This is a genomic window from Streptosporangium sp. NPDC020072, from assembly GCF_040631445.1.
Classification (GTDB): domain Bacteria; phylum Actinomycetota; class Actinomycetes; order Streptosporangiales; family Streptosporangiaceae; genus Streptosporangium.
Window position 1 is genome coordinate 115698 of the sequence record NZ_JBEYAB010000001.1, and the last position, 19754, is coordinate 135451.

Annotated in this window: 14 protein-coding genes; 2 read left to right on the forward strand and 12 right to left on the reverse strand. The window is 67.5% G+C overall.

Features of this window, described 5'->3' with window-relative positions:
• Nucleotides 1–69 precede the first annotated feature (69 nt).
• Nucleotides 70–2892 (reverse strand): hypothetical protein, encoded by a 2823-nt coding sequence (locus ABZ470_RS00565; RefSeq protein WP_362909044.1) that lies wholly within the window; start codon nt 2890–2892, stop codon nt 70–72.
• 236 nt (nt 2893–3128) lie between these two features.
• Between ABZ470_RS00565 and ABZ470_RS00570 the strand changes: the two genes are divergently transcribed.
• Nucleotides 3129–3311 carry a hypothetical protein gene (locus ABZ470_RS00570; protein ID WP_362909046.1) on the forward strand — a complete coding sequence of 61 codons (183 nt, stop codon included), beginning with the start codon at nt 3129–3131 and terminating at the stop codon, nt 3309–3311.
• Between the two features lie 861 nt (nt 3312–4172).
• Here the strand turns inward: ABZ470_RS00570 and ABZ470_RS00575 are convergent.
• The 6 genes from ABZ470_RS00575 to rhaI form a co-directional block, all read right to left on the reverse strand.
• The gene (locus ABZ470_RS00575) at nt 4173–5246 is read right to left on the reverse strand and encodes a PDZ domain-containing protein (RefSeq protein WP_362909048.1); all 1074 of its coding nucleotides are present in this window, start codon (nt 5244–5246) and stop codon (nt 4173–4175) included.
• Between the two features lie 352 nt (nt 5247–5598).
• Nucleotides 5599–6333 carry a polysaccharide deacetylase family protein gene (locus ABZ470_RS00580; RefSeq protein ID WP_362909050.1) on the reverse strand — a complete coding sequence of 245 codons (735 nt, stop codon included), beginning with the start codon at nt 6331–6333 and terminating at the stop codon, nt 5599–5601.
• Between the two features lie 439 nt (nt 6334–6772).
• Nucleotides 6773–7549, reverse strand: a complete 777-nt coding sequence (locus tag ABZ470_RS00585) for a hypothetical protein (RefSeq protein WP_362909052.1) — start codon at nt 7547–7549, stop codon at nt 6773–6775.
• A gap of 498 nt (nt 7550–8047) precedes the next feature.
• On the reverse strand, nt 8048–9475 hold the full coding sequence (locus ABZ470_RS00590) for a rhamnulokinase family protein (RefSeq protein ID WP_362909054.1): 1428 nt from the start codon (nt 9473–9475) through the stop codon (nt 8048–8050).
• Nucleotides 9472–11526: a bifunctional aldolase/short-chain dehydrogenase gene (locus tag ABZ470_RS00595; protein ID WP_352010631.1), complete on the reverse strand. Its 2055-nt coding sequence runs from the start codon at nt 11524–11526 to the stop codon at nt 9472–9474. The genes ABZ470_RS00590 and ABZ470_RS00595 overlap by 4 nt, the downstream gene beginning before the upstream one ends.
• A 49-nt stretch (nt 11527–11575) precedes the next feature.
• Nucleotides 11576–12742 carry an L-rhamnose isomerase gene (gene rhaI, locus ABZ470_RS00600; protein WP_362909057.1) on the reverse strand — a complete coding sequence of 389 codons (1167 nt, stop codon included), beginning with the start codon at nt 12740–12742 and terminating at the stop codon, nt 11576–11578.
• 206 nt (nt 12743–12948) lie between these two features.
• Here rhaI and ABZ470_RS00605 point away from each other — a divergent pair, with 206 nt between their 5' ends.
• A complete protein-coding gene (locus ABZ470_RS00605; protein WP_362909059.1) occupies nt 12949–13956 on the forward strand; it encodes a LacI family DNA-binding transcriptional regulator in 1008 nt (335 codons plus the stop codon).
• An 88-nt stretch (nt 13957–14044) separates the two neighbouring features.
• On the opposite strand, the gene ABZ470_RS00610 is transcribed toward ABZ470_RS00605, so the two are convergent.
• The 5 genes from ABZ470_RS00610 to ABZ470_RS00630 all read right to left on the reverse strand — a co-directional run bounded on the left by ABZ470_RS00610 (nt 14045) and on the right by ABZ470_RS00630 (nt 19683).
• Nucleotides 14045–15637, reverse strand: a complete 1593-nt coding sequence (locus tag ABZ470_RS00610; protein ID WP_362909060.1) for an AMP-binding protein — start codon at nt 15635–15637, stop codon at nt 14045–14047.
• 1 nt (nt 15638) lies between these two features.
• On the reverse strand, nt 15639–15812 hold the full coding sequence (locus ABZ470_RS00615) for a hypothetical protein (RefSeq protein ID WP_362909062.1): 174 nt from the start codon (nt 15810–15812) through the stop codon (nt 15639–15641).
• A gap of 70 nt (nt 15813–15882) precedes the next feature.
• Nucleotides 15883–16740, reverse strand: coding sequence for an alpha/beta hydrolase (locus tag ABZ470_RS00620; protein ID WP_352010738.1), 858 nt, complete (start codon nt 16738–16740; stop codon nt 15883–15885).
• Nucleotides 16741–17017: 277 nt separating this feature from the next.
• Nucleotides 17018–18601, reverse strand: coding sequence for a hypothetical protein (locus tag ABZ470_RS00625; RefSeq protein WP_362909064.1), 1584 nt, complete (start codon nt 18599–18601; stop codon nt 17018–17020).
• 71 nt (nt 18602–18672) lie between these two features.
• A complete protein-coding gene (locus ABZ470_RS00630) occupies nt 18673–19683 on the reverse strand; it encodes a LacI family DNA-binding transcriptional regulator (protein ID WP_362909066.1) in 1011 nt (336 codons plus the stop codon).
• Nucleotides 19684–19754 lie beyond the last annotated feature (71 nt).

A 19754-nucleotide genomic window follows, 5' to 3' on the forward strand; every position in this document is an offset into this window, starting at 1 on the left:
AAGCCTAGATTCGCGAAAACCGTGAATCCTCTTGAAGGGGTCATTAATTAAAGATCAACACCCGTTTGATTATTCAAGGTCATCCCATGTCCAAGAAGATGCGGCACTCCCGTCAGGCTCTCGCCCAAATTTGAATCGCTTTCCATGATCACCAATTTGAACGAACTGATCGAAGTATCCTGCCCCAGGAAGCCGCTCGACCAGCGTATTGAAATGATCGTCAGACGTAGCTTCTTGTAGCAAATTCAACAGCCGAATAACGGCTAATGGATCTTCAAGGCCAAGCTGGGCAGCGGGATCACGGGCCAATAATGTAGCTACCTGCCCATGAGCCCCAGCCGCCCTCAGAGCATTCAAGAACTCGCTTATGCCGAACGGATGGTTAAAGCTAACGTGAGCGGCAGGATCACGAGCCAACAAAGCAGCCACCTGCTCATGAGCTCCAACCTCCCGCAGAGCATCCAACAAAGCAGCCACAGCGGACGGGTCATCAAGGCTGGCGTGGACGGCAGGGTCACGGGCCAGTAACGCAGCTACCTGCTCATGAGCCTCAGCCCTCCACAAGGCACCCAACAACCAGCCTATGCCGAACGGATCGTCAAAGCTGATGCGAGCGACAGGATCATGAGCCAACAAAGCAGCCACTTGCTCATGAGCTCCAACCCTCCACAGGGCATACAACAGCCGGGCCACGAAGGATATTTTATACAAGCTAATCTGGGTAATGAAACGCTCGGCCAGCCTGGTCATTTGGCTGTGAGCCCCGACCTCTTGCAATGCGTTCAGCAACCAAATCGCGACAACCGGAGAATCGGGGTTGGCGCGAATAATGGTGCGTTCGGCCAATGCGGCTAATTGGCTATCAGCTCCGGCCTCCCGCAGGGCACTCAAGAGCCCGCGCATGCCAATCGGATGGTTAAAGCTGACGTGAGCGGCAGGATCACGAGCCAACAAAGCAGCCACTTGCTCATGAGCCTCAGCCATCCGCAGAGCATTCAACAACCCAGCTACAGCGGACGGGTTATCGAGACTGGCGTGGGTGGCAGGGTCACGGGCCAGCAAAGCAGCCACTTGCTCATGAGCCTCAGCCCTTCGCAGAGCATTCAAGAGCTCGCCTATGCCAAACGGACGATTAAAGCTGACGTGAGCGGCAGGATCACGAGCCAACAAAGCAGCCACTTGCTCATGAGCCTCAGCCATCCGTAGAGCATTCAATAACTCAGCTACAGCGGACGGGTTGTCGAGACTAGCGTGGATGACAGCCCAGCGAGCCGGACGGTGGTCTGTGGGGTGTATGTCACGCAGATGGTTAACAAGGTTGTAGGCAGCTTCGGCATTGCCGTAGGAAGTGGCGTTTTTGTAGAGCTGGGCAGCGTCCCGGCGCATACCATGGCCCCAGGCGGCTTCCCCGAGGGCAGTCAGGTCGTCAGGGTGGGCGCGAATTACAGTACCCCAGAAGGCAACGGGTGGAATTTCGTTGGCGCGATGGCGGCGGCCATGCTGGTCGAGATAGTCGGCCAGCCGATACAGTGGCCCAGATCCTATTTGTACCGAATAATTGGCGGGGCCAGGGCGACGATTGCGATTTGCGACGGGCTTAACGGGGGTAAGAATGCCCGGGATACCTTTGCAGGCAGCGGTCACATAGGTTAGTGCCTCTTGTAGCCAGTCGTCGTTTGTCTGATCCCATTGAGCGTCGGTCAGATAGCCCGGGGCAGCGTCGGCTAGAAGCGTCAAGGGGAGGGGTGACCTACATCCCAGTCGACGCGCGTCCATCGCGGCGTGGATCAGTGCTTTGGTCGGCGGTGGTGCTTCCTGGTAGCGGTCCAGCAGTACAGGTACTCCGGCCAGATACTGAGTGATCTGACCATCTTGAGCGTGTGCGGCAGCTTCACCGAGTCGAGGGTCGTTGGCGGCTTGAGAGGCCAAAACAACGAGGTCAGGACTGGTGAAAGCGTCCGGCACCTTGATCTTGTGACCATCCAGAAGTTCACGGGCCTGAGCATGGAGGTCTGGGGTGGTGCGTGTGGTTAGGGTGTCCCAATGCTTCGGCCACAAGGTGGCCAACACCAACACCGGCGCCCGCCCTGAGTCGCGCAACAACTCTCGCAGCCCGGCGGCAGCACGCTCGCCTAAGGCGTCATCTAGATAGAACTGAGCTTCATTCAACCACACCACGGTTCGCGGCCCGACATAGGTTAAGTCGGCCAGCACGGCGTCGGGGTGGCTGGGGTCGATCGGATGCCACAACCGCCATCCCCCTTGTTCCCGCAGCGGTCGTAGGGCCTCCCAGCAAGTTCGGGTCTTGCCTGTCGACGATCCGCCGACCAACACTGCGATCCTGCTGCCACCGGCTGCTGCTTGCTCCACCACCGCTTCTAGCAGCCGATCATGCTCACGCTGTACGTACACCGGCAATACCGGAAGATCGGTACTCTCGCCCTCAGCTTCGATAGCGTGGTGCACCTCCAATTGGAAGGGATCGCTCACCTCTTCCAGAGGTCGCCCCGGTCGCATACGTTCCAGCACGATCCGACCTTGCTGCGCTTGCACCGCAGCGCGGGTTCCCTCCGCTCGCCGACGGGCTTCGGCCTCGTGGGCACGGCGCCATCGGTCTGAGTCCAGCAGAGCGGCTACCCCAGCCTTGCGGATCAACCCCATGGCCTCAGCCTGTCCACGTATGGCCTGCAGCAGCTTGAGTAGTTGATCTATCTGCTGGGGAAAGCTATCCCCGCGTAACCACGTACCGATCGTGGTTGGGCTGACGGTGGCGGCTTTGGCGAGTACGCGATCCGATGGCTCGCGATTCAGTCGCTCATCGCGAAACTTCACCAACTCAGCGATCAATGCGGCGAAATCCGGTTCCCGTGCTCTAGCCGCAGAATCCGCCACCACCGCCCCCTTCCCTCATGCGCCAAAGCAGGTGCCCGCCATGTCCCTGGACACCCAACCCAGACACCCTCAGTTCGCCTCGCACCCTAGGACCAGGACCAGCCCCCTTGCCGTAGAAGTGTCCAATCTGCGATGCGATTCCTGCTGGACGGCTTACTAGACAGTCAGCCTCGGTCGTGTTCAGCGGCTCCCGATATTAGGAGTCGACCAACGCGACGTCCCTCGGAGTCATCCCGATGAGCCTGATAGAGATCATGTCCTTGCTGCTGGCCCTCTCCATCGCCCTCAACATCGCGATCGCGGGAGCCTTGGTCGCGCGCCGGGCCGGTGTCGGCATCGCGAACGCGATCCTCGCAGGTGCCGGCGCGGGCGCCACCGGTCTCGGCCTGTACTTCGCCGCTATCGCCGCTTATCACTGACCGGACAGTACGCCTGAGCGCGTCGCCCCCTGGCCCTGCAGGAGCCGCCGCAGAAATAGCAGAATCAGCAGAATCAGCCATGGCAGGGTGTTTTCGCAGTTCAGCGACCGTCTCGCTAGGCGTAGATCGTCTCCTGCAGAATCCCGCAGAATCCTGCAGAATTAACCCGGCCCTACCCCCGCAGGAACCTGACCAGGAGGCATCTAGCTATTCTGCGGGAATCTGCGGGATTCTGCAGGAGACGATCAAGCGGTGGAGCCACTGCCTGTGACCTGCGAGAACATCCCGCCACGGTCGATTCTGCTGATTCTGCTATTTCTGCGGCAGAGTCAGCACATGAAGAGCTAGACGACCCCGTACCCCAGAGAGGCCGACCAACCAGATCCATGCCGTTCAGACACGGAGAGCGACCTTATGCGCCCTTCGAGGGCAGCAAGCGCCTCATGCAGCCCCCTTGCCACAGCGGGGAACACCTTGCGCGACAGCCGGGGATGCACGTACCTAGGAAGTGCCCAGAGCTTCGCCGTGCCAAATACGTGCGCAAATCCAGGTCCACGGGCGCTCTCCAGGAGAGTTCTCGCAGGTGAGCGGCACAATCCCCTGTCGCTGCGCTCTTGACTTCTAATCCGACGGTCGCAGGTTCGAATCCTGCAGGGCGCGCGATCAGGACCAGGTCATCTGCACTCTGACCTGGCCTTTCCCATGTGTACGACCGGTGACTGGATGACATCGGTCGTGGACCGCACGCGGAATGTTCCGGGGTGCGCCCCCTACGTGGATTCCCCGTGTCTCACCTGGATCGTCGCCCGCCCCGGGCACTCATGCGGCCCGGAGGTGACGCCCTTCGCCCGGGGCAGGCGATCAGGACGTGGGGCGTTGGCCCAGTATCACGATCATGGTCCTCGTGCTGCCCTGCGTGATGACCTCCACCTGGCACGAATCGCCTGGCTTGAGATTGGCCATCACCTGCTGAAGGGCCGAGGCTTTCGGCGTTTGCTCGCCGTTCACACTCACAACGATGTCTCCGGCCCTGATTCCCGCCCTGCCGGCGGGACCGCCCGCCGTCACGTTCACGATGAGCACGCCCCCCGCGGAACCATCGGCCCCGACCGCGTCGTTCACCTGGACCCCGAGGACCGCCGGGCACCGCTTCTGCGTACTTTGGCGAAGGTCGTCACTTCTCTGTTCCATGATTATCTTGTCGGGTCCTGCGATCTGCGCCCTGTCGAGAAGGGCCGCGGCTTTCGTGACATGCGACCACGCGGCTTGGCAGTCGGACGATTCCAGAGGCGCCCAACGGAGCTCGGTGTCGATGATTATCGAGTCCTTCTGGGCCTGGGTGGTGGCCTGGGCGAAATCCTTCCGATCGGTGAACGTGTTCTCAGCCCGCTGCATCTGGGTGCGGCCCTGGGCGATTTTCCCCATCGTGAAGTAGATCTGGGCGCGGAGTCTAACCGTGGCGGTGTATTCCAGGTAATTCTTGGCTATCTCCTCCGCCCTGACGGATATCTCCAGAGCACGGTCCGTCTCGCCCGATTCGGCGAGTTGTGTGGCCACCACGTAGACCTCGGCCGAGGTGGCCAGGTGGGGGACCTGCTCGACGAGGTTGGCGGCCTGGCGGGCCAGTATGACGCGATCCGTGTTCAGATTGCTGCTGATGTTGTTGACATAATCAGGCGGGTACGCCTTCCTGTCCTGTTGGGAGTTTCGCATCAGCTCCATGTACTCGCGCTCGATAGCGGTCAGTTTCTGGACCACGCCATCCAGCTTCTCCATCCGTGCCTGGTCGCCCGACGTGGACAGGTCGATCCGCCCCACGACCACAGATGCGACGGCAAGCGCCAACGAGATGATCGCGACGATGTTGGACGTCTCCCGCCACCACGGCTTGTTCTCCGCCGCTGTTTTCTTTTCCAGTGCCGAGAGCCGTTCCATGAGACCCTCGGTGCCATCCGGAGAGCGAGGAGCTCGGAAGTCCTGGGTGACGTCAGCGGAATTTCCATCGGACACATCCGGCATTTAATGATTTACCCATGACGTAGACCGCTGACGCAAGATCACATTCAGGAGTGTGGCGGTGGTGTTGGGTGCGGGCGGACCGGGACACGGTCGTGTTCACGAACCCGGTGCACGGCCCGGTAAAACCGACTGCGCCTCGCAGACGTGCCCGTTGTGCGCCCGGTGGGGTGGACGACGAGGGCGAGTTGCGGAAGGCCCCGGAACAGGACGCGCCGACAGTCTCACCTGACGGTCGCCGAGGAATCGACAACGCCGGTTCAGGGTCCTGTCATCGGTCGAGCAGGTCCGAGACTGTGACGAAGGTGTAGCCCCGGGCCTTCAGGGTCCTGATGATCTTCGGCATGGCCGCGACGGTCGTCCTGTGGATGTCGTGGGACAGGATGATCGAGTTGCGTCTGGTCGCCGACAGGATGCGCCGGGTGACGGTGGCGCTGTTGCGGTGGAGCCAGTCCTGTGGATCCACCGTCCACAACACCTGGGTCAGGCCGAGTCCTCTGGCGATGCGCCGCACCCGGCTGTTGGTCGCGCCGTACGGCGGCCGGAACAGCCGTACCTCGGCGCCTGCCGCCTTGATGTGGCGGATGGGGCCGAGCAGTTCCCGCCTGATCCCGGCGGAGGACAGCCGGGTCAGGGAGAGGTGGTTCTGGGTGTGCGTGCCGATCTCGTGTCCGGCCCGGTGGATGTGGCGCAGGATGCGGGGCCGGGCGGCGGCGTTGTAGCCCACGACGAAGAAGGTGGCCTTGACCCGCTGCGCCTCCAGGATGTCCAGCAGTCGCTCGGTGTACATGGAAGGTCCGTCGTCGAAGGTCAGCGCGATGCACTTGGTGATCTTGCAGTTGACGCGCGGCGACGTCGCCGCGGCCTTTGTCGGCGGCTGTGTGACGGGGGCCGCGCGGGACAGAGGGACGGGAGCCGTATCGGTGGGTGAACCGGCCCGGATGGCCGCGGTCGACACGCCGATGGCCGCCGCCATACAGACGACCATGGCGAGAAACCATCGCATGTCTGTACCTTCCAGCAGGAATCGGAGCAAGGGAAGAGGCTCCCGTCCGCGGCCCACGGACGGGACCTTCCGGGAGGGCACCGCGGCGGTACGGCGCGCGGTCCCGGATCTCGCGGATGGTTTCGACCGCCCACACGTTGGTCGTGGACCGTCTCGTGAGCGCCGCACCCGGCGGCGACGACCCTTGTGCGGTTGATCGGGATCGATCGCTCCACTGCGTTCGGTCGAAAACCCTCATCTACGGGGGACGGGTCTTTCCCCCGCACCGCGACGAGCGATTACGGCTACCCGCCCGCCCCCGGCGCAGGCGGGGTCCGCACCGACGCCGTCCGGCAGGGCTCCCCGGGAGTGCCTGGCAGCGGCGCTCCTGTTGGTCCCGGGGTCAAAGGGGTCCGGCGCCATGACCGGCCGCGGAGGGCTCGGAGGCCGGGCGAACAGTCTATTCGTGAGCGGTCGCCTCTCCGACAGGCACGAAGTGCCATTGCTGCAACTTGCTCGACATCTGACACCGGGCCAGAACCAGCTCCCTGGCCTGCCCCTTGCTTGTCAGGCAGAATTCGCCCCCATAGGAGGGAGTGATCCAGTATCCCGACCCGTCCGGCAGGGGAACGATATTCCAATCCCGCCCTTCGCTGTACGAGAGAATCGGGTCACCCTCATCGTCCTTGACATTCCAGCTGAGTTTATTGACATCATCTTTCGAGTCATATCCATAATCATCGAACGGGGGTCCGGAGACGTATCTGATACTGGCCTCGTTTTCCCGTTCGGGATTCTCGGTAACGCTCCAGGCCGCCGAGTAGTCAGACAACCTGTCCTTCCCCTCGACTAATCGAGTGAAAGCGAAGTTCGCCCCAAGGATCAGCCAGTACCGCCCCGTGGTCCTTATGTGGTAGACACCGTCGGCGATCGGTGGGAGCCGTTCGGTTGTTACACTTGAATCTGGTGTCACAGATCCAGGCGGAGCGGTTCTGGAAGTTGTGGTCCTGCCGGACGGATCATCCCTGTCCGCCACAATGGCCCAGACCGATATTGGAAGGCCGATGACGGCCGCCAGTGCCGATACGACTCCGGTGACGTTGGCAACCGTCAGCCTTCTCTTATTTGACGAGGCACCGGCGGGGGTAGCTGTCGGATTTGATGCGTCGGCCTCCGGAGGCTCCGGGCGAGTAACCTTTCGTGTCTGCGATGGACCGCCACGCTTCCTCTTCGCCATGAAGCCGCCTCACGCATGTCTGGTGGTGGCCGAATCCGCCCAGATTAAACCGCGACCGATGTTGTGGACAATGGTCCGGGGGCAGCAGGCCACGATAAAGTGACCCGTCCAAGTAAAGGTGACGTGGAGCGACCTTGCCGACGGCAACGGTGGTCATCGACCGGCAGGCCCGCCGCCGTACGCCACCGCGCACACTGCCGGTCGCGGAGTGTTTCCCCATCAGGCGTTCGGCGGTCCTGGAGGTATCGCGGAGAAGCGGGGTCGTCCAGGGCGGTGCCGAGCGCGATCTCCGACGGGAACCACAGGGTCTCCGTCACCGGGAACCGGCCCCACCGCGTGTCCGCCGACGAACAGTCACCAAAGTCTTCTCGTCGATGGCCGGAGGCCGGGGAGCCAGGACACGCCGGACACCGCCAAGTCTGGCCGTACGCGATCCGGTGCGCCCTTCACGGACAGGTCACCCCTCCCCCGCATGGAGTTCGAACCGGTACACGCCGTTCAACCGGCCGGGTCGTGGCGGGTCGGGGTGAAGGCGTGGGCGACGAGGGCGCGGAGGGTTTCCAGGTCGCCGTTGGCGAAGCCCGCGGAGCGAGCCTGGATCAGGACGTTGCCGATGGCCGTGGCCTCCACGGGGCCCGCCAGCACCGGCAGGCCCGAGCGGTCGGCCGTACGTTGGCAGAGCAGCGTGTTGAGCGCGCCGCCGCCCACGACGTGGATCGTCTCGACGCCGACGCCCGAGAGGGCCGACGCCGTGCGCACGGCGTTCGCGAACGCCTCGGCCAGGCTTTCGACGATCGAGCGGGCGAACTCCGCACGGCTTCTCGGCGCGGCGACCCCGTGTTCCGCGCACCACCGCGCGATGCGCCCCGGCAGGTCGCCCGGGGCGAGGAAGCGCGGGTCGTTCGCGTCGAACACGGGCACCGCGGTCGTGACCGCGGCCGCCTGCGCGAGAAGCCCGGGCAGGTCGATCGGCGACCCGTCGCGTTCCCACCAGCGCACCGACTCCGACAGCAGCCAGAGCCCCATGACGTTGTGCAGGAAGCGCACCCGGCCGTCGACGCCGCCCTCGTTCGTGAAGTTCGCCTCGCGCGCGGCGTCCGTGGTCACCGGCCGTTCGAGTTCGACGCCGACGAGGCCCCAGGTGCCGCAGGAGATGTAGGCCGCGGCCTCAGGGCGCATCGGCACGGCGACGACCGCCGAGGCCGTGTCGTGCGAGCCGACGGCCACGACCCGCGTCCCGGCGGGAGCGCCGAGTTCCGCGGCGACCTCGGGCCGCAGGCCGCCGAGCGAGGCGCCCGGCGAGACGAGGCGGGGCAGTACGGACGCGTCGAGCCCGAGCCGGTCGGCGAGTTCGCGGTCCCACTCGCCCGTCCTGACCTCCAGCAGTCCGGTCGTCGAGGCGTTGGTGCGCTCGGCGGCCTTCTCGCCCGTGAGCTGGAAGCCGACGAGGTCGGGGATGAGCAGGAGCGAGTCGGCGAGGCCGAGGCATCCGCCGGCCCGTTCGGCCGCGAGCTGGTACACGGTGTTGAAGGGCAGGAACTGCAGGCCGTTGCGGCGGTAGAGCTCCTCGAACGGCACCTGCGCATGCACCGCCTCGACCGCGGCCTCGTTGCGTTCGTCGCGGTAGTGGAACGGCTCGCCGAGGACGCGGTCGCCGCGCAGCAGCGCGTAGTCGACGGCCCAGGAGTCCACGCCGATCGACGTGACGCCGGGCTCGCGGCGGAAGGCGTCCGCGAGCCCGTGTGTGAGGTCGCGGTACAGGCCGGTGAGGTTCCAGTGCAGGCCCGACGCCAGGCGCACGGGCCCGTTCGGGAACCTCGCGACGTGGTCGAGTCCGAGCGCGCCCGCCGCCTGGTCGACGTGCCCGACGACGACCCGGCCGCTGGTGGCCCCGAGGTCGACCGCGGCGACCGACCCGGCGGTCATCGCAGGAACGCGGTGGCGACCCCCGCGTCGACCGGGATGTGCAGGCCGGTGGTGTGGCCGAGTTCGGGGCCGGTGAGCACGAACACCGCGTTCGCGACGTGTTCCGGCAGCACCTCGCGTTTCAGGATCGTGCGCTGGGCGTAGAACCTGCCCAGGTCCTCCTCGGGGATGCCGTAGGTCTTCGCCCGGTTGGCGCCCCAGCCTGAGGCGAAGATGCCCGAGCCGCGCACGACGCCGTCCGGGTTGACGCCGTTGACCCTGACGCCGTACTCCCCCAGTTCGACCGCGAGCAGACGCACCTGGTGGGCCTGGTCGGCCTTCGCCGCCGAGTAGGCGATGTTGTTCGGGCCGGCGAACACCGAGTTCTTCGAGGAGATGTAGACGATGTCACCGCCGAGTCCCTGCTCGATGAGCACCCGCGCGGCGGCCTTCGACACGAGGAACGAGCCCTTGGCCATGACGTCGTGCTGCAGGTCCCAGTCGGCCTCGGTCGTCTCAAGGAGCGGCTTCGAGAGCGAGAGACCTGCGTTGTTCACCACGAGGTCGAGGCCGCCGAAGGCGAGCACCGCCTCGTCGATCGCGGCCTTCACCTGGGCGGCGTCCGTCACGTTCGCCGACACGCCGATCGCGACGTCCGTGCCGCCGAGTTCGGCCGCGACCGCCCGCGCCTTCTCCAGGTCGAGGTCGGCGACGACGACGCAGGCGCCCTCGGCCGCGAGCCGGGTGGCGACGGCCTTGCCGATGCCGGAGGCCGCGCCGGTGACGAGCGCGACGCGCGTGGCGTGCGTCCTGGGCTTCGGCATCCGCCGCAGCTTGGCCTCCTCAAGCGCCCAGTACTCGATGCGGAACTTCTCCTCGTCGGAGATGGGGGCGTAGGTCGACAGCGCCTCGGCGCCGCGCATCACGTTGATCGCGTTGACGTAGAACTCCCCGGCCACGCGCGCGGTCTGCTTGTCCTTGCCGAAGGAGAACATGCCGACGCCGGGCACGAGCACGATCGCCGGGTCGGCGCCGCGGATCGCGGGAGAGTCCTCGGTCGCGTAGGCGTCGTAGTACGCCTGGTAGTCGGCGCGGTAGCGCTCGTGCAGTTCCCTGAGGCGCGTGATGCTCTCCTCGACGCTCGCCGACGCCGGAAGGTCGAGCACGAGTGGCTTCACCTTCGTGCGCAGGAAGTGGTCGGGGCAGCTCGTGCCGAGCTCCGCGAGCGGCCGCAGCTTCTCTCGGGAGAGGAAGTCGAGCACCGCCTCACCGTCGGTGAAGTGGCCGAGCTGCGGCCTGTCGTGCGACGCGAGGCCGCGGATCGTCGGCGCGAGCGCGGCGGCCTTCGCGCGCCGTTCGGCCTCGGGCAGCGGCTCGTAGCCCGGTACGACCGCGCCGAACGGTTCCGGTCTGCCGTGCTCGGCGATGTACGCCGCGGCGGTGTCGATGATCCAGAGCGAGTTCCGCTCGCTCTCCTCGGAGGTCTCGCCCCACGCGGTGATGCCGTGGCCGCCGAGGACACAGCCGACCGCCTGCGGGTTCTTCGCCTTGATCTCCGCGATGTCGAGGCCGAGCTGGAAGCCCGGGCGGCGCCACGGTACCCACACGACCCGGTCCCCGAAGATCCTCTTCGTGAGCTCCTCGCCCGCGGCGGAGGTCGCGACGGCGATGCCCGAGTCCGGGTGCAGGTGGTCGACGTGCGCGGCGTCGACGAGGCCGTGCATGGCCGTGTCGATCGACGGCGCGGCGCCGGCTCCGCCGTACGGCCCGCCAAGGCCGAACAGGCAGTGGTCGAACGCGGCGACCATCTCGTCCTCGCGTTCGACGCCGGGGTACACCTTCACGAGGTCGCGGAGCCGGTCGAGGCGCAGCACCGCGAGTCCGGCCTCGGTGAGGGTGCCGAGGTCACCTCCTGAGCCCTTCACCCAGAGCAGTTCGACGGGCTCGCCCGTGACCGGGTCGGTCTCGGTGCCCTTCGCCGAGGTGTTGCCTCCTGCGTAGTTCGTGTTCTTCGGGTCGGCGCCGAGGCGGTTCGACCGCGCGATGAGGTCGGCGGCTGCCTGGTTCGTCATGAGTGGAGTCCTTCGGTGTGGCGGATGGTGGTCACAGGGCCGTACGGGTTCACGCGCCCCAGCCCGCCTGTGTGCCGCCGACGCGTTCCTCGGCGGTCCTGGCGAGGTAGCCCGACGCGGCGAAGGCCCTCATCGGGTCGGCGGGCAGGCCCCGCGACTCGCGCCACTCCGCGAGGGCCGGGCGCACGTCGGTGTGGAAGGCGTCCATGAGGACGTGGTTGGCCTCCAGCACGTCGCCGCCGCGCTGGGCGGCGGCCAGGGCCGCACGGTCGACCAGCAGGGCGCGCGCGGTCATCTCCTGCACGTTGAGCACCGAGCGGATCTGGCCGGGGATCTTGTCCTCGACGTTGTGGCACTGGTCGAGCATGAACGCGACGTCGGGGTGGTTGAGGCCGCCGCCGCGGATGACCTCGAAGAGGATGCGGAACAGCTGGAACGGGTCGGCCGCGCCGACGATGAGGTCGTCGTCGGCGTAGAAGCGCGAGTTGAAGTCGAAGGAGCCGAGTTTGCCGAGGCGCAGCAGCTGCATGACGATGAACTCGATGTTGGTGCCGGGCGCGTGGTGGCCGGTGTCGAGGCAGACCACGGCCCTGTCGCCGAGCGCGGCGACCTGGACGTAGCTCGTTCCCCAGTCGGGCACGTCGGTGTGGTAGAACGCCGGCTCGAAGAACTTGTACTCAAGCACGAGGCGCTGCCCGTCGCCGAGCCGGTCGTAGATCGTCCTCAGTGACTCGTGCAGGCGGTCCTGGCGGCCGCGCAGGTCGGCCTGGCCCGGGTAGTTCGAGCCCTCGGCGAGCCAGATCTTCAGGTCGCGGCTGCCGGTGGCGTGCATGACGTCGATGCACTCGAAGTGGTGGTCGATCGCCTTGCGCCGGATCCTCGGGTCCTCGTGGGTGAGGGCGCCGAACCTGTAGTCGTCGTCCTGGAAGGTGTTCGAGTTGATCGTGCCGAGGGCGACGCCGAGCCCTTCGGCGTGCCGGCGCAGGTCGTCGTAGGAGTCGACCCTGTCCCACGGGATGTGCAGGGCCACGGTCGGCGCGAGGGCCGTGTACGCGTGCACCTGTGCGGCGTCGGCGATCTTCTCGTACGGGTCGCGCGGCGTGCCCGGCGTCGAGAAGACCTTGAAGCGGGTGCCCGAGTTGCCGAACGCCCAGCTCGGCAACTCGATGGCCTGCCGTTCGAGCTCGGCCAGGATGTCGGGGGAGAGCGTGGTCACGGTCGTCTCTTTCTGCCGGTCGGATGCCGCCGTCGAACGGGTTTCGCGGTGGCGGGGCTTGGCCGAGAGCGTGAAGGGTAGAATTGAAACGTTTCAAACTGTAGTTACAACGACCCGGCGCGGGCAAGTCACGTCGGCCGAGGCGCGCTATCTTCTCGAAGAGTCCCGGCGATCCGGGGCCGGACCGGCGCAGCGAGGGAGAACCCATGACGGTGAGCGTCCGCGACGTCGCAGCCGCGGCGTCGGTCTCGGTGGGCACCGTCTCCAATGTCCTGAACCATCCGGACAAGGTCGCCCCGGCGACCGTCGAACGCGTGCTCTCCGCGATCGAGGAACTGGGCTTCGTCCGCAACGACGCGGCCCGGCAGTTACGGGCCGGGAGGAGCCGTTCGATCGGCCTGGTCGTGCTCGACGTGCGCAACCCCTTCTTCACCGAGGTCGCGCGCGGCGCCGAGGATCGGGCCGCCGCGGAGAGCCTGACCGTGCTGCTCGGCAACAGCGGCGCGAACGGCACCCGCGAGGCGGCGTATCTCGATCTCTTCGAGGAGCAGCGGGTTCACGGCCTGCTGATCACGCCGCTCAACGAGGATCTCGCCAGGCTCGAACGGTTGCGCCGCGGCGGCACCCCGGTCGTGCTCGTCGACAGGCAGGCTCCCCCTCGCAGCTTCTCCTCGGTGGCGGTCGACGACGTCGCAGGCGGGTTCCTCGCCGCACGGCACCTGCTTGGGCGGGGCCGCCGCAGGATCGCCTTCGTGGGCGGGCCGCTGGGCATCCGGCAGGTCTCCGACCGTCTTGAGGGCGCCCGCCGCGCCGTCGCCGAGGTCGCGGGCGCCGCGATCGAGGTGGTCCCGACCGGGAGCCTGACCGTGCCGGAGGGCTGTGCCGTCGGCGAGGCCCTGCAGGAGCGCTCCCCCGCCGAGCGCCCCGACGCGGTGTTCGCCGCCAACGACCTGCTCGCGATGGGACTGCTGCAGGCGCTCATGCTGCGGGGAAGGCTCCGGGTTCCCGAGGACATGGCGCTGATCGGGTACGACGACATCGACTTCGCCGCCACGGCGATCGTGCCGTTCTCCTCGATCAGGCAGCCGGCGGCCCTGCTCGGCCGGACGGCGGTCGACCTGCTGCTCCAGGAGGCGTCGGGCCAGGGAGCGGAGGAGCCCAGGCAGGTCGTCTTCCGGCCCGAACTCGTGGAGCGGGCCTCGACGCGGGCCTGACTCCGTCCCCGCTCCAACGGCGCCACGCGGGCAGGGCGCCCGTGGTCACCACCCGAGACGAGTGGTGACCGCGGGCCTCATGACCGGTTCACCGGTCGAGCCCGAGCAGGCGCACCCCCTCCTCACGCATCTCGACCTTTCGGATCTTGCCGGTGACCGTCATCGGGAACGCGTCGACGACGTGGACGTAGCGCGGGATCTTGTAGTGGGCGAGTTTGCCCGCGCAGAACTCCCTGACGGCCTCGGCGGTCAGGGGGGTGCCGCCCTCGCGGATGACGATCCAGGCCATGAGCTCCTCGCCGTACTTCTCGTCGGGCACGCCGATCACCTGCACGTCGGCGATGTCGGGATGGCGGTAGAGGAACTCCTCGATCTCGCGCGGGTAGACGTTCTCGCCGCCCCTGATGACCATGTCCTTGATCCGGCCGACCACGTTGACGTAGCCGTCGGCGTCCATGGTGGCCAGGTCACCGGTGTGCATCCAGCGGGCGTCGTCGATGACCTCGGCCGTACGCTCCGGCTCGTTCCAGTAGCCGAGCATCACCGAGTAGCCGCGCGTGCACAGCTCACCCGGCTCGCCGCGCGGCACGGTCAGCCCGCTCTCCGGGCTTGTGATCTTGACTTCGACGTGCGGCATCACCTGTCCGACGGTCTCGGTGCGGCGCTCCAGGCTGTCGTCGAACCTGGTCATGGTCGAGACGGGCGAGGTCTCGGTCATGCCGTAGCAGATGGCGACCTCGGCCATGTTCATCTCGGTGACGACGCGCTTCATCACCTCGACGGGGCAGGGCGAGCCCGCCATGATGCCGGTGCGCAGGCTGGACAGGTCGTACCGCCCCGCGAGGGCGAGTTCGGCGATGAACATCGTCGGCACGCCGTACAGGGAGGTGCATCGTTCCTGCTGTACGGCCCGCAGCGTCGCCTCGGGGTCGAAGCCGGGCGCGGGGATGACCACGCACGCGCCGTGGGAGGTGGCGCCGAGGTTGCCCATCACCATGCCGAAGCAGTGGTAGAAGGGCACCGGCAGGCACACCCTGTCGTGCTCGTCGTAGTGGAGGAGCTCGCCGACGAAGAACCCGTTGTTGAGGATGTTGTGGTGCGAGAGCGTCGCGCCCTTGGGGAAGCCGGTCGTGCCGGAGGTGTACTGGATGTTGATCGCGTCGTCGGCGCCCAGCGAGGCCATGCGCTCGCGCAGCCGCTCCTCGGGGGCGGTCAGCGCCAGCAGCCGGTCCCAGCCGGGGTCGCCGAGGTAGACGACGTCGGTGAACCCGATCTCCTCGACCATCGCGCGGTAGTCGCTGCCCTTGTGCGTGAGCGCGCTGACGAGCAGGCGTAGTCCCGACTGCCTGACGACGTAGTCGAGCTCGTGACTGCGGTAGGCGGGGTTGACGTTGACCAGGATCGCGCCGATCTTCGCGGTGGCGTACTGGACGATCACCCATTCGGCGCAGTTGGGCGCCCAGATGCCGATCCGGTCCCCCTTGGCGATCCCGGAGGCCAGGAGCGCGAGGGCCAGCCGGTTCACGTCGGCGTCGAGCTCGGTGTAGGTCCAGCGGCGACCGGAGGGCACATCGACGAGCGCCTCGCGGTCGCCGAAGCGCCGTACGGTCCGCTCGAAGTTGTCGCCGATGGTCTCGCCCAGCAGCGGGGTCGGCGCCGCCGCGTTCGAGTAGGACTGCATGTCACAACCTCCGGTCGTCGGTGGGTGCGTTGAAGATCATGATGTGCCCGGACGGCCGGGGGCGCCGGTGCGCGTCGCGTGGGCCACGGCCCGCGGCGTGTCCGGCGCCCGGCGCCTCGGAGACGAAGGGCGGCGTACCGGGGAGGACCGGCCCGGCGGTGGTCCGCGTGATCACGCGCGGCGCCGTCCGGTCGCCGCCCCGGCGAGCGGGTCCGCGCCGCGCGTGATCCGCCACGGTGGTTCTCCTAGGTGAGGTTCTTGAGGGCCTGGTTCTGCCAGGCGGTGTTGGTGGGGAGTTCGGCGGTGGCGCCGACGAACGCCCCGCGGGCCTGGGTGTCGGCCTGGAGGCGGTAGCGCAGCCAGGCGGTCACGTAGCCGAGGAAGGCCCCGCCGGTGTTCTGGATGTCGTTGTGTCCCGCGCCCTTGAGCAGTGCCTTACCCGCTCCGGCGCCCGCCTGGTCGTAGTAGCCCTGCAGGGTCCCGGCCGAGGAGATCAGCCAGTCGTCCGCGCCGCTGAGGAAGAGCACCGGGCAGGTCAGGGCGGCGACGGAGAACTCGTCTCCGGGGCCGGCCATCCACTGCGCGGGCACGGCGATCGGCACGACGGTCTTGATCAGCCCGGCCGACTTGTTGGCCGCGTTGATGGACCCGCCCGCGCCCTGGGAGTGGCCGACGGCGGCGACCTGGGCGGTGTCCAGCTTGCCGTGGAAGACGCTGGCGGGGTCGGTGTTGAGGCCGACGAGGTGCTGGGCGGCGTCGATGATCTCGGCGCCGGTGCCCGTGGTCGTGTCGGTCGAGGCGACCACGGCGAAGCCCCACGAGGCGAGGTGGTTGAGCAGTCCCGGATAGTTGTCGGGGGTGGCCCACGAGCCGTTGCCCCAGGTGACGATCGGGTGGACGACGCCGCCTGCGCCCAGGGTCGAGGGGTAGTAGAGCCGGTGGCCGCCCGAGGTGCCGGTGGCGACCGGCCACGGACCCGCCGCCTTGTAGATCGTCTCGATGGTCGAGGCGGCGTTGGCCTCGGCGGTCCACGACAGGAATCCGGCCGACATGAGGCCGAGCGCCCCTGCCCGCAGGGCCTGCCGACGGGTGAAGTTCTCCATGGTCACCTCGTGGATTGTCCGGAGACGCGAACGCCTCCAAGGAGAGGGAAATGCGATCGGTGAGTGGTGTCAAGGAACGAACACGCCCGGTGCCGGTCACGTCCAGGACACGGGCGAGGACATGTGCGCGGACTCAGGTGGGGTCGCGGCGTGAGCCGTACGGCGTGCGCGTGCGTGGTGTCTGTCGGATCTGTCCGGGTACCGCCGTCACCGGCGGTGGGCGGACGCCCGGCGCCGGCGGCGGTGCGCCGACGCACGGGCGTCCTGTCGTCCACGCTCACGCGCATCCCGGCGTGCCGGAGGCGCGCTGCTGGCGCATGGCGGTCACGTCGCCCGCGACGGCCGTCTGGGCCATCGGGCCGAGGTCGAGCACGACGTCGGTGAAGGCGAGCGACGCCTTGCGCATCACCTGCAGGTCGATCGCCTCGGGACCGAACTGCGGCGAGAACAGCGTCTTGGGCGCGGCGATGGGCGAGATGACGGGCAGCAGGTGCTGGTTGTACGGCGTGCCCTCGCCACCGAAGCTGCAGTGGCGCGGCACCGTGCCGAGGTCTGCCGCCGACAGGCCCTTGAGGATCGCGGTGCGCCTGACGTCCCAGTACTCGATGTGGCCCTTGACCAGCTCGCGCAGCGGCGTGCTCTCGCTGACGGGGACCAGCAGCAGTTCGGTGAGGTTGGGGCTGGCGACGAGCTGCTTGCCCGGCAGGCCGTTCGGCCTGGCGACCGCGTCGTAGCGCTTGGCGCCGAGGTGTTCGAGCACGACGACGGAGGAGACCTTGCCCTGGTCGTACTCGGCGTCGAGCTGGGCGGCGAGCTGGCCCGCGCCGCCCTCACGGACGTTGGGGCCGGTCAGGTGCTGGTAGAGGTGGCCGGTCACGAACGCGAACTGCACGGTGCGCGGGCGGCACTCCACCGGCAGCGACGACAGGTAGCGGGCCATCTCGATCATGGTGAGCGGGCCGTTGTCCCACACCGGGCTCATGCCGTCGGTGTGGCTCTCCACGACGATCTTCTGGGCGTTCCCGCCGGGAAGCGTCGCGAGCAGGGTGCGGGTCGGCGTCGGCGTCCAGGCGGCGTTCACGGTCAGCGAGGCCTGGACCGGCTGCCCGGCGGCCAGCGCGTCCTTGATCTGCTTGCCCTGGTCGGCGCCGACGTACGCGCCCGGCACGCCGTACGGCAGGCCCTCGTAGGGGGCGTACATGTCCTTGATCTGCGCGTGCGGGAGCTGGCTGATCTCGATCACGCCCAGCGCGCCCGCCGCCGCGGCGGCCTTGAGGTCGGCGTCGGCCGCGGCCGGGGCCTCCATCGACTCCGAGCCGAGCAGGTTGATCGTGAGGCCCGGGTCATACATGGAGTAGCCGAGGGTGGGCGGATAGAACAGCAGGTTGGGCACGTTGGTCCACGGCAGGTCCCGGACCACGATCTTCCCGGCGGCGTTGGCCGCGGTGATGTTCGTCCCCGCCGCCAGGTGGACGAGCGGGGCCGAGACGCCACCCGATCCGGTCGAGGAGGAGAACGGCACGGGGGCCGCGACCTGCACGGCCGTACCGCCGACGGTCAGGCCGGTGCCGAGGTTGTCCCAGCGGTCGATGGTGTAGGGCAGGGCAGAGAGCTGGATGCCGGGGATGGCCGACATCTCCTCCTCCAGCCAGTCGACGTAGTCGGCGTGCGCGGGCGATCCGGTCGGCCTGGCGCCGAACGTCGCCTGCTTGTCGGCCAGGGCGCTCAGGCGGGCCTCTGAGGCGAACGCGGCGGGGTCGACCCTGACCGGGCAGGTCACGGCGGACGTCTGGGCGATGGCCGGTTGCGCGGGCACGGCCACCAGTGGGAGGAGAAGGGCGAGGAGGGAGAGTCGTCTCACGTGGGGGGGTCCTTCCATTGAATCGTTTCAACACTTGATCCGCGACAGTCCCCCCGACGTGCGGTCGGTTCTCAGGGGCGAGGCGGTCCTGTGGTTCCGCGGACGATCAGCGTGGGTGACACCGACGACGTCACCGATCGTGAGCGTCCCTCGATGCGTTCGACGAGCAGTTGCGCGGCGGTGGCCCCGATCACGTGCCCGTCCTGGTCGACACTGGTGAGTGAGATGCGCTTGAGAGAGGCGATGCCGATGTTGTCGTATCCGGCGACGGAGAGGTCCTCCGGCACCGACAGGCCCGCCTCGTCGGCGGCGCGTAACACGCCGAGCGCCGCGATGTCGGCCCCGGCGAAGATCGCGGTGGGCCGGTCGTCGCGCGCGAGTAACTCCCGCGCGCCCTCGAAGCCGCCCTCCTCGGTGAAGGAGGTGGCCAGCACGTCGTCGGCGAGTCCGTGGGCGCGCATCGCCTGGCGGTAGCCTTCGGCGCGCACCGTGTGCGGCAGTCCCTGGGCGTGGGCCCGCTCCAGGTGGGTGATGTGCGCGATCCGGGTGTGCCCGAGCCCGACCAGGTGGTCGACCACGAGCCCCGCCCCCATCACGTCGTCGTTGACGACCGCGTCGTAGGTCGTGGCCCCGCCGTGCCTGCCGACCACGACGACCGGGATGGTCGTCGCGATGGCGGCGAGTTCCGCGTCCGTCATGACCGGTGAGATCAGGATGAGCCCGCCCATGCTCCGGTCGATCATGGCGTCGGTCATCCTGGCCTGCGTCTTGGGCTCGATCCCGCCGGGCCCGAGCAGCACCTGGTACTCGGTGTCGCCCAGCCGGCCGGTGACGCCCTCGATGATGTCGGGGAAGAACGGGTTACGGGTGTCCGAGAGCATGACACCGAGGGTGTAGGTGCGCCCACGCAGGGCACGGGCCGCGGCGTGCGGGCGGTAACCCAGCTCGTCGATGGCCTGTGTCACCTTGGCCTGCATCTCCGCGCTCACGCCGTAGGCCCCGCGTACCACCTTGGACACGGCGGCCGTGGAAACCCCGGCTCGCCTGGCCACGTCGGCGATCGTCACCCGTCGGCTCGTCACGCGTCATCCTTCGCAGAGTTTTCGTAGAACGAACTACACACTTTTCTTGTGGAGGGAGGCTAGCCCGTCAT

Coding starts and splice junctions, on each gene's coding strand:
- ABZ470_RS00570 (WP_362909046.1), top strand. CDS start 3,129: ATGAGCCTGATAGAGATCATGTCCTTGCTGCTGGCCCTCTCCATCGCC.
- ABZ470_RS00575 (WP_362909048.1), bottom strand. CDS start 5,246: ATGGAACGGCTCTCGGCACTGGAAAAGAAAACAGCGGCGGAGAACAAG.
- ABZ470_RS00580 (WP_362909050.1), bottom strand. CDS start 6,333: ATGCGATGGTTTCTCGCCATGGTCGTCTGTATGGCGGCGGCCATCGGC.
- ABZ470_RS00585 (WP_362909052.1), bottom strand. CDS start 7,549: ATGGCGAAGAGGAAGCGTGGCGGTCCATCGCAGACACGAAAGGTTACT.
- ABZ470_RS00590 (WP_362909054.1), bottom strand. CDS start 9,475: ATGACCGCCGGGTCGGTCGCCGCGGTCGACCTCGGGGCCACCAGCGGC.
- ABZ470_RS00595 (WP_352010631.1), bottom strand. CDS start 11,526: ATGACGAACCAGGCAGCCGCCGACCTCATCGCGCGGTCGAACCGCCTC.
- ABZ470_RS00605 (WP_362909059.1), top strand. CDS start 12,949: ATGACGGTGAGCGTCCGCGACGTCGCAGCCGCGGCGTCGGTCTCGGTG.
- ABZ470_RS00610 (WP_362909060.1), bottom strand. CDS start 15,637: ATGCAGTCCTACTCGAACGCGGCGGCGCCGACCCCGCTGCTGGGCGAG.
- ABZ470_RS00620 (WP_352010738.1), bottom strand. CDS start 16,740: ATGGAGAACTTCACCCGTCGGCAGGCCCTGCGGGCAGGGGCGCTCGGC.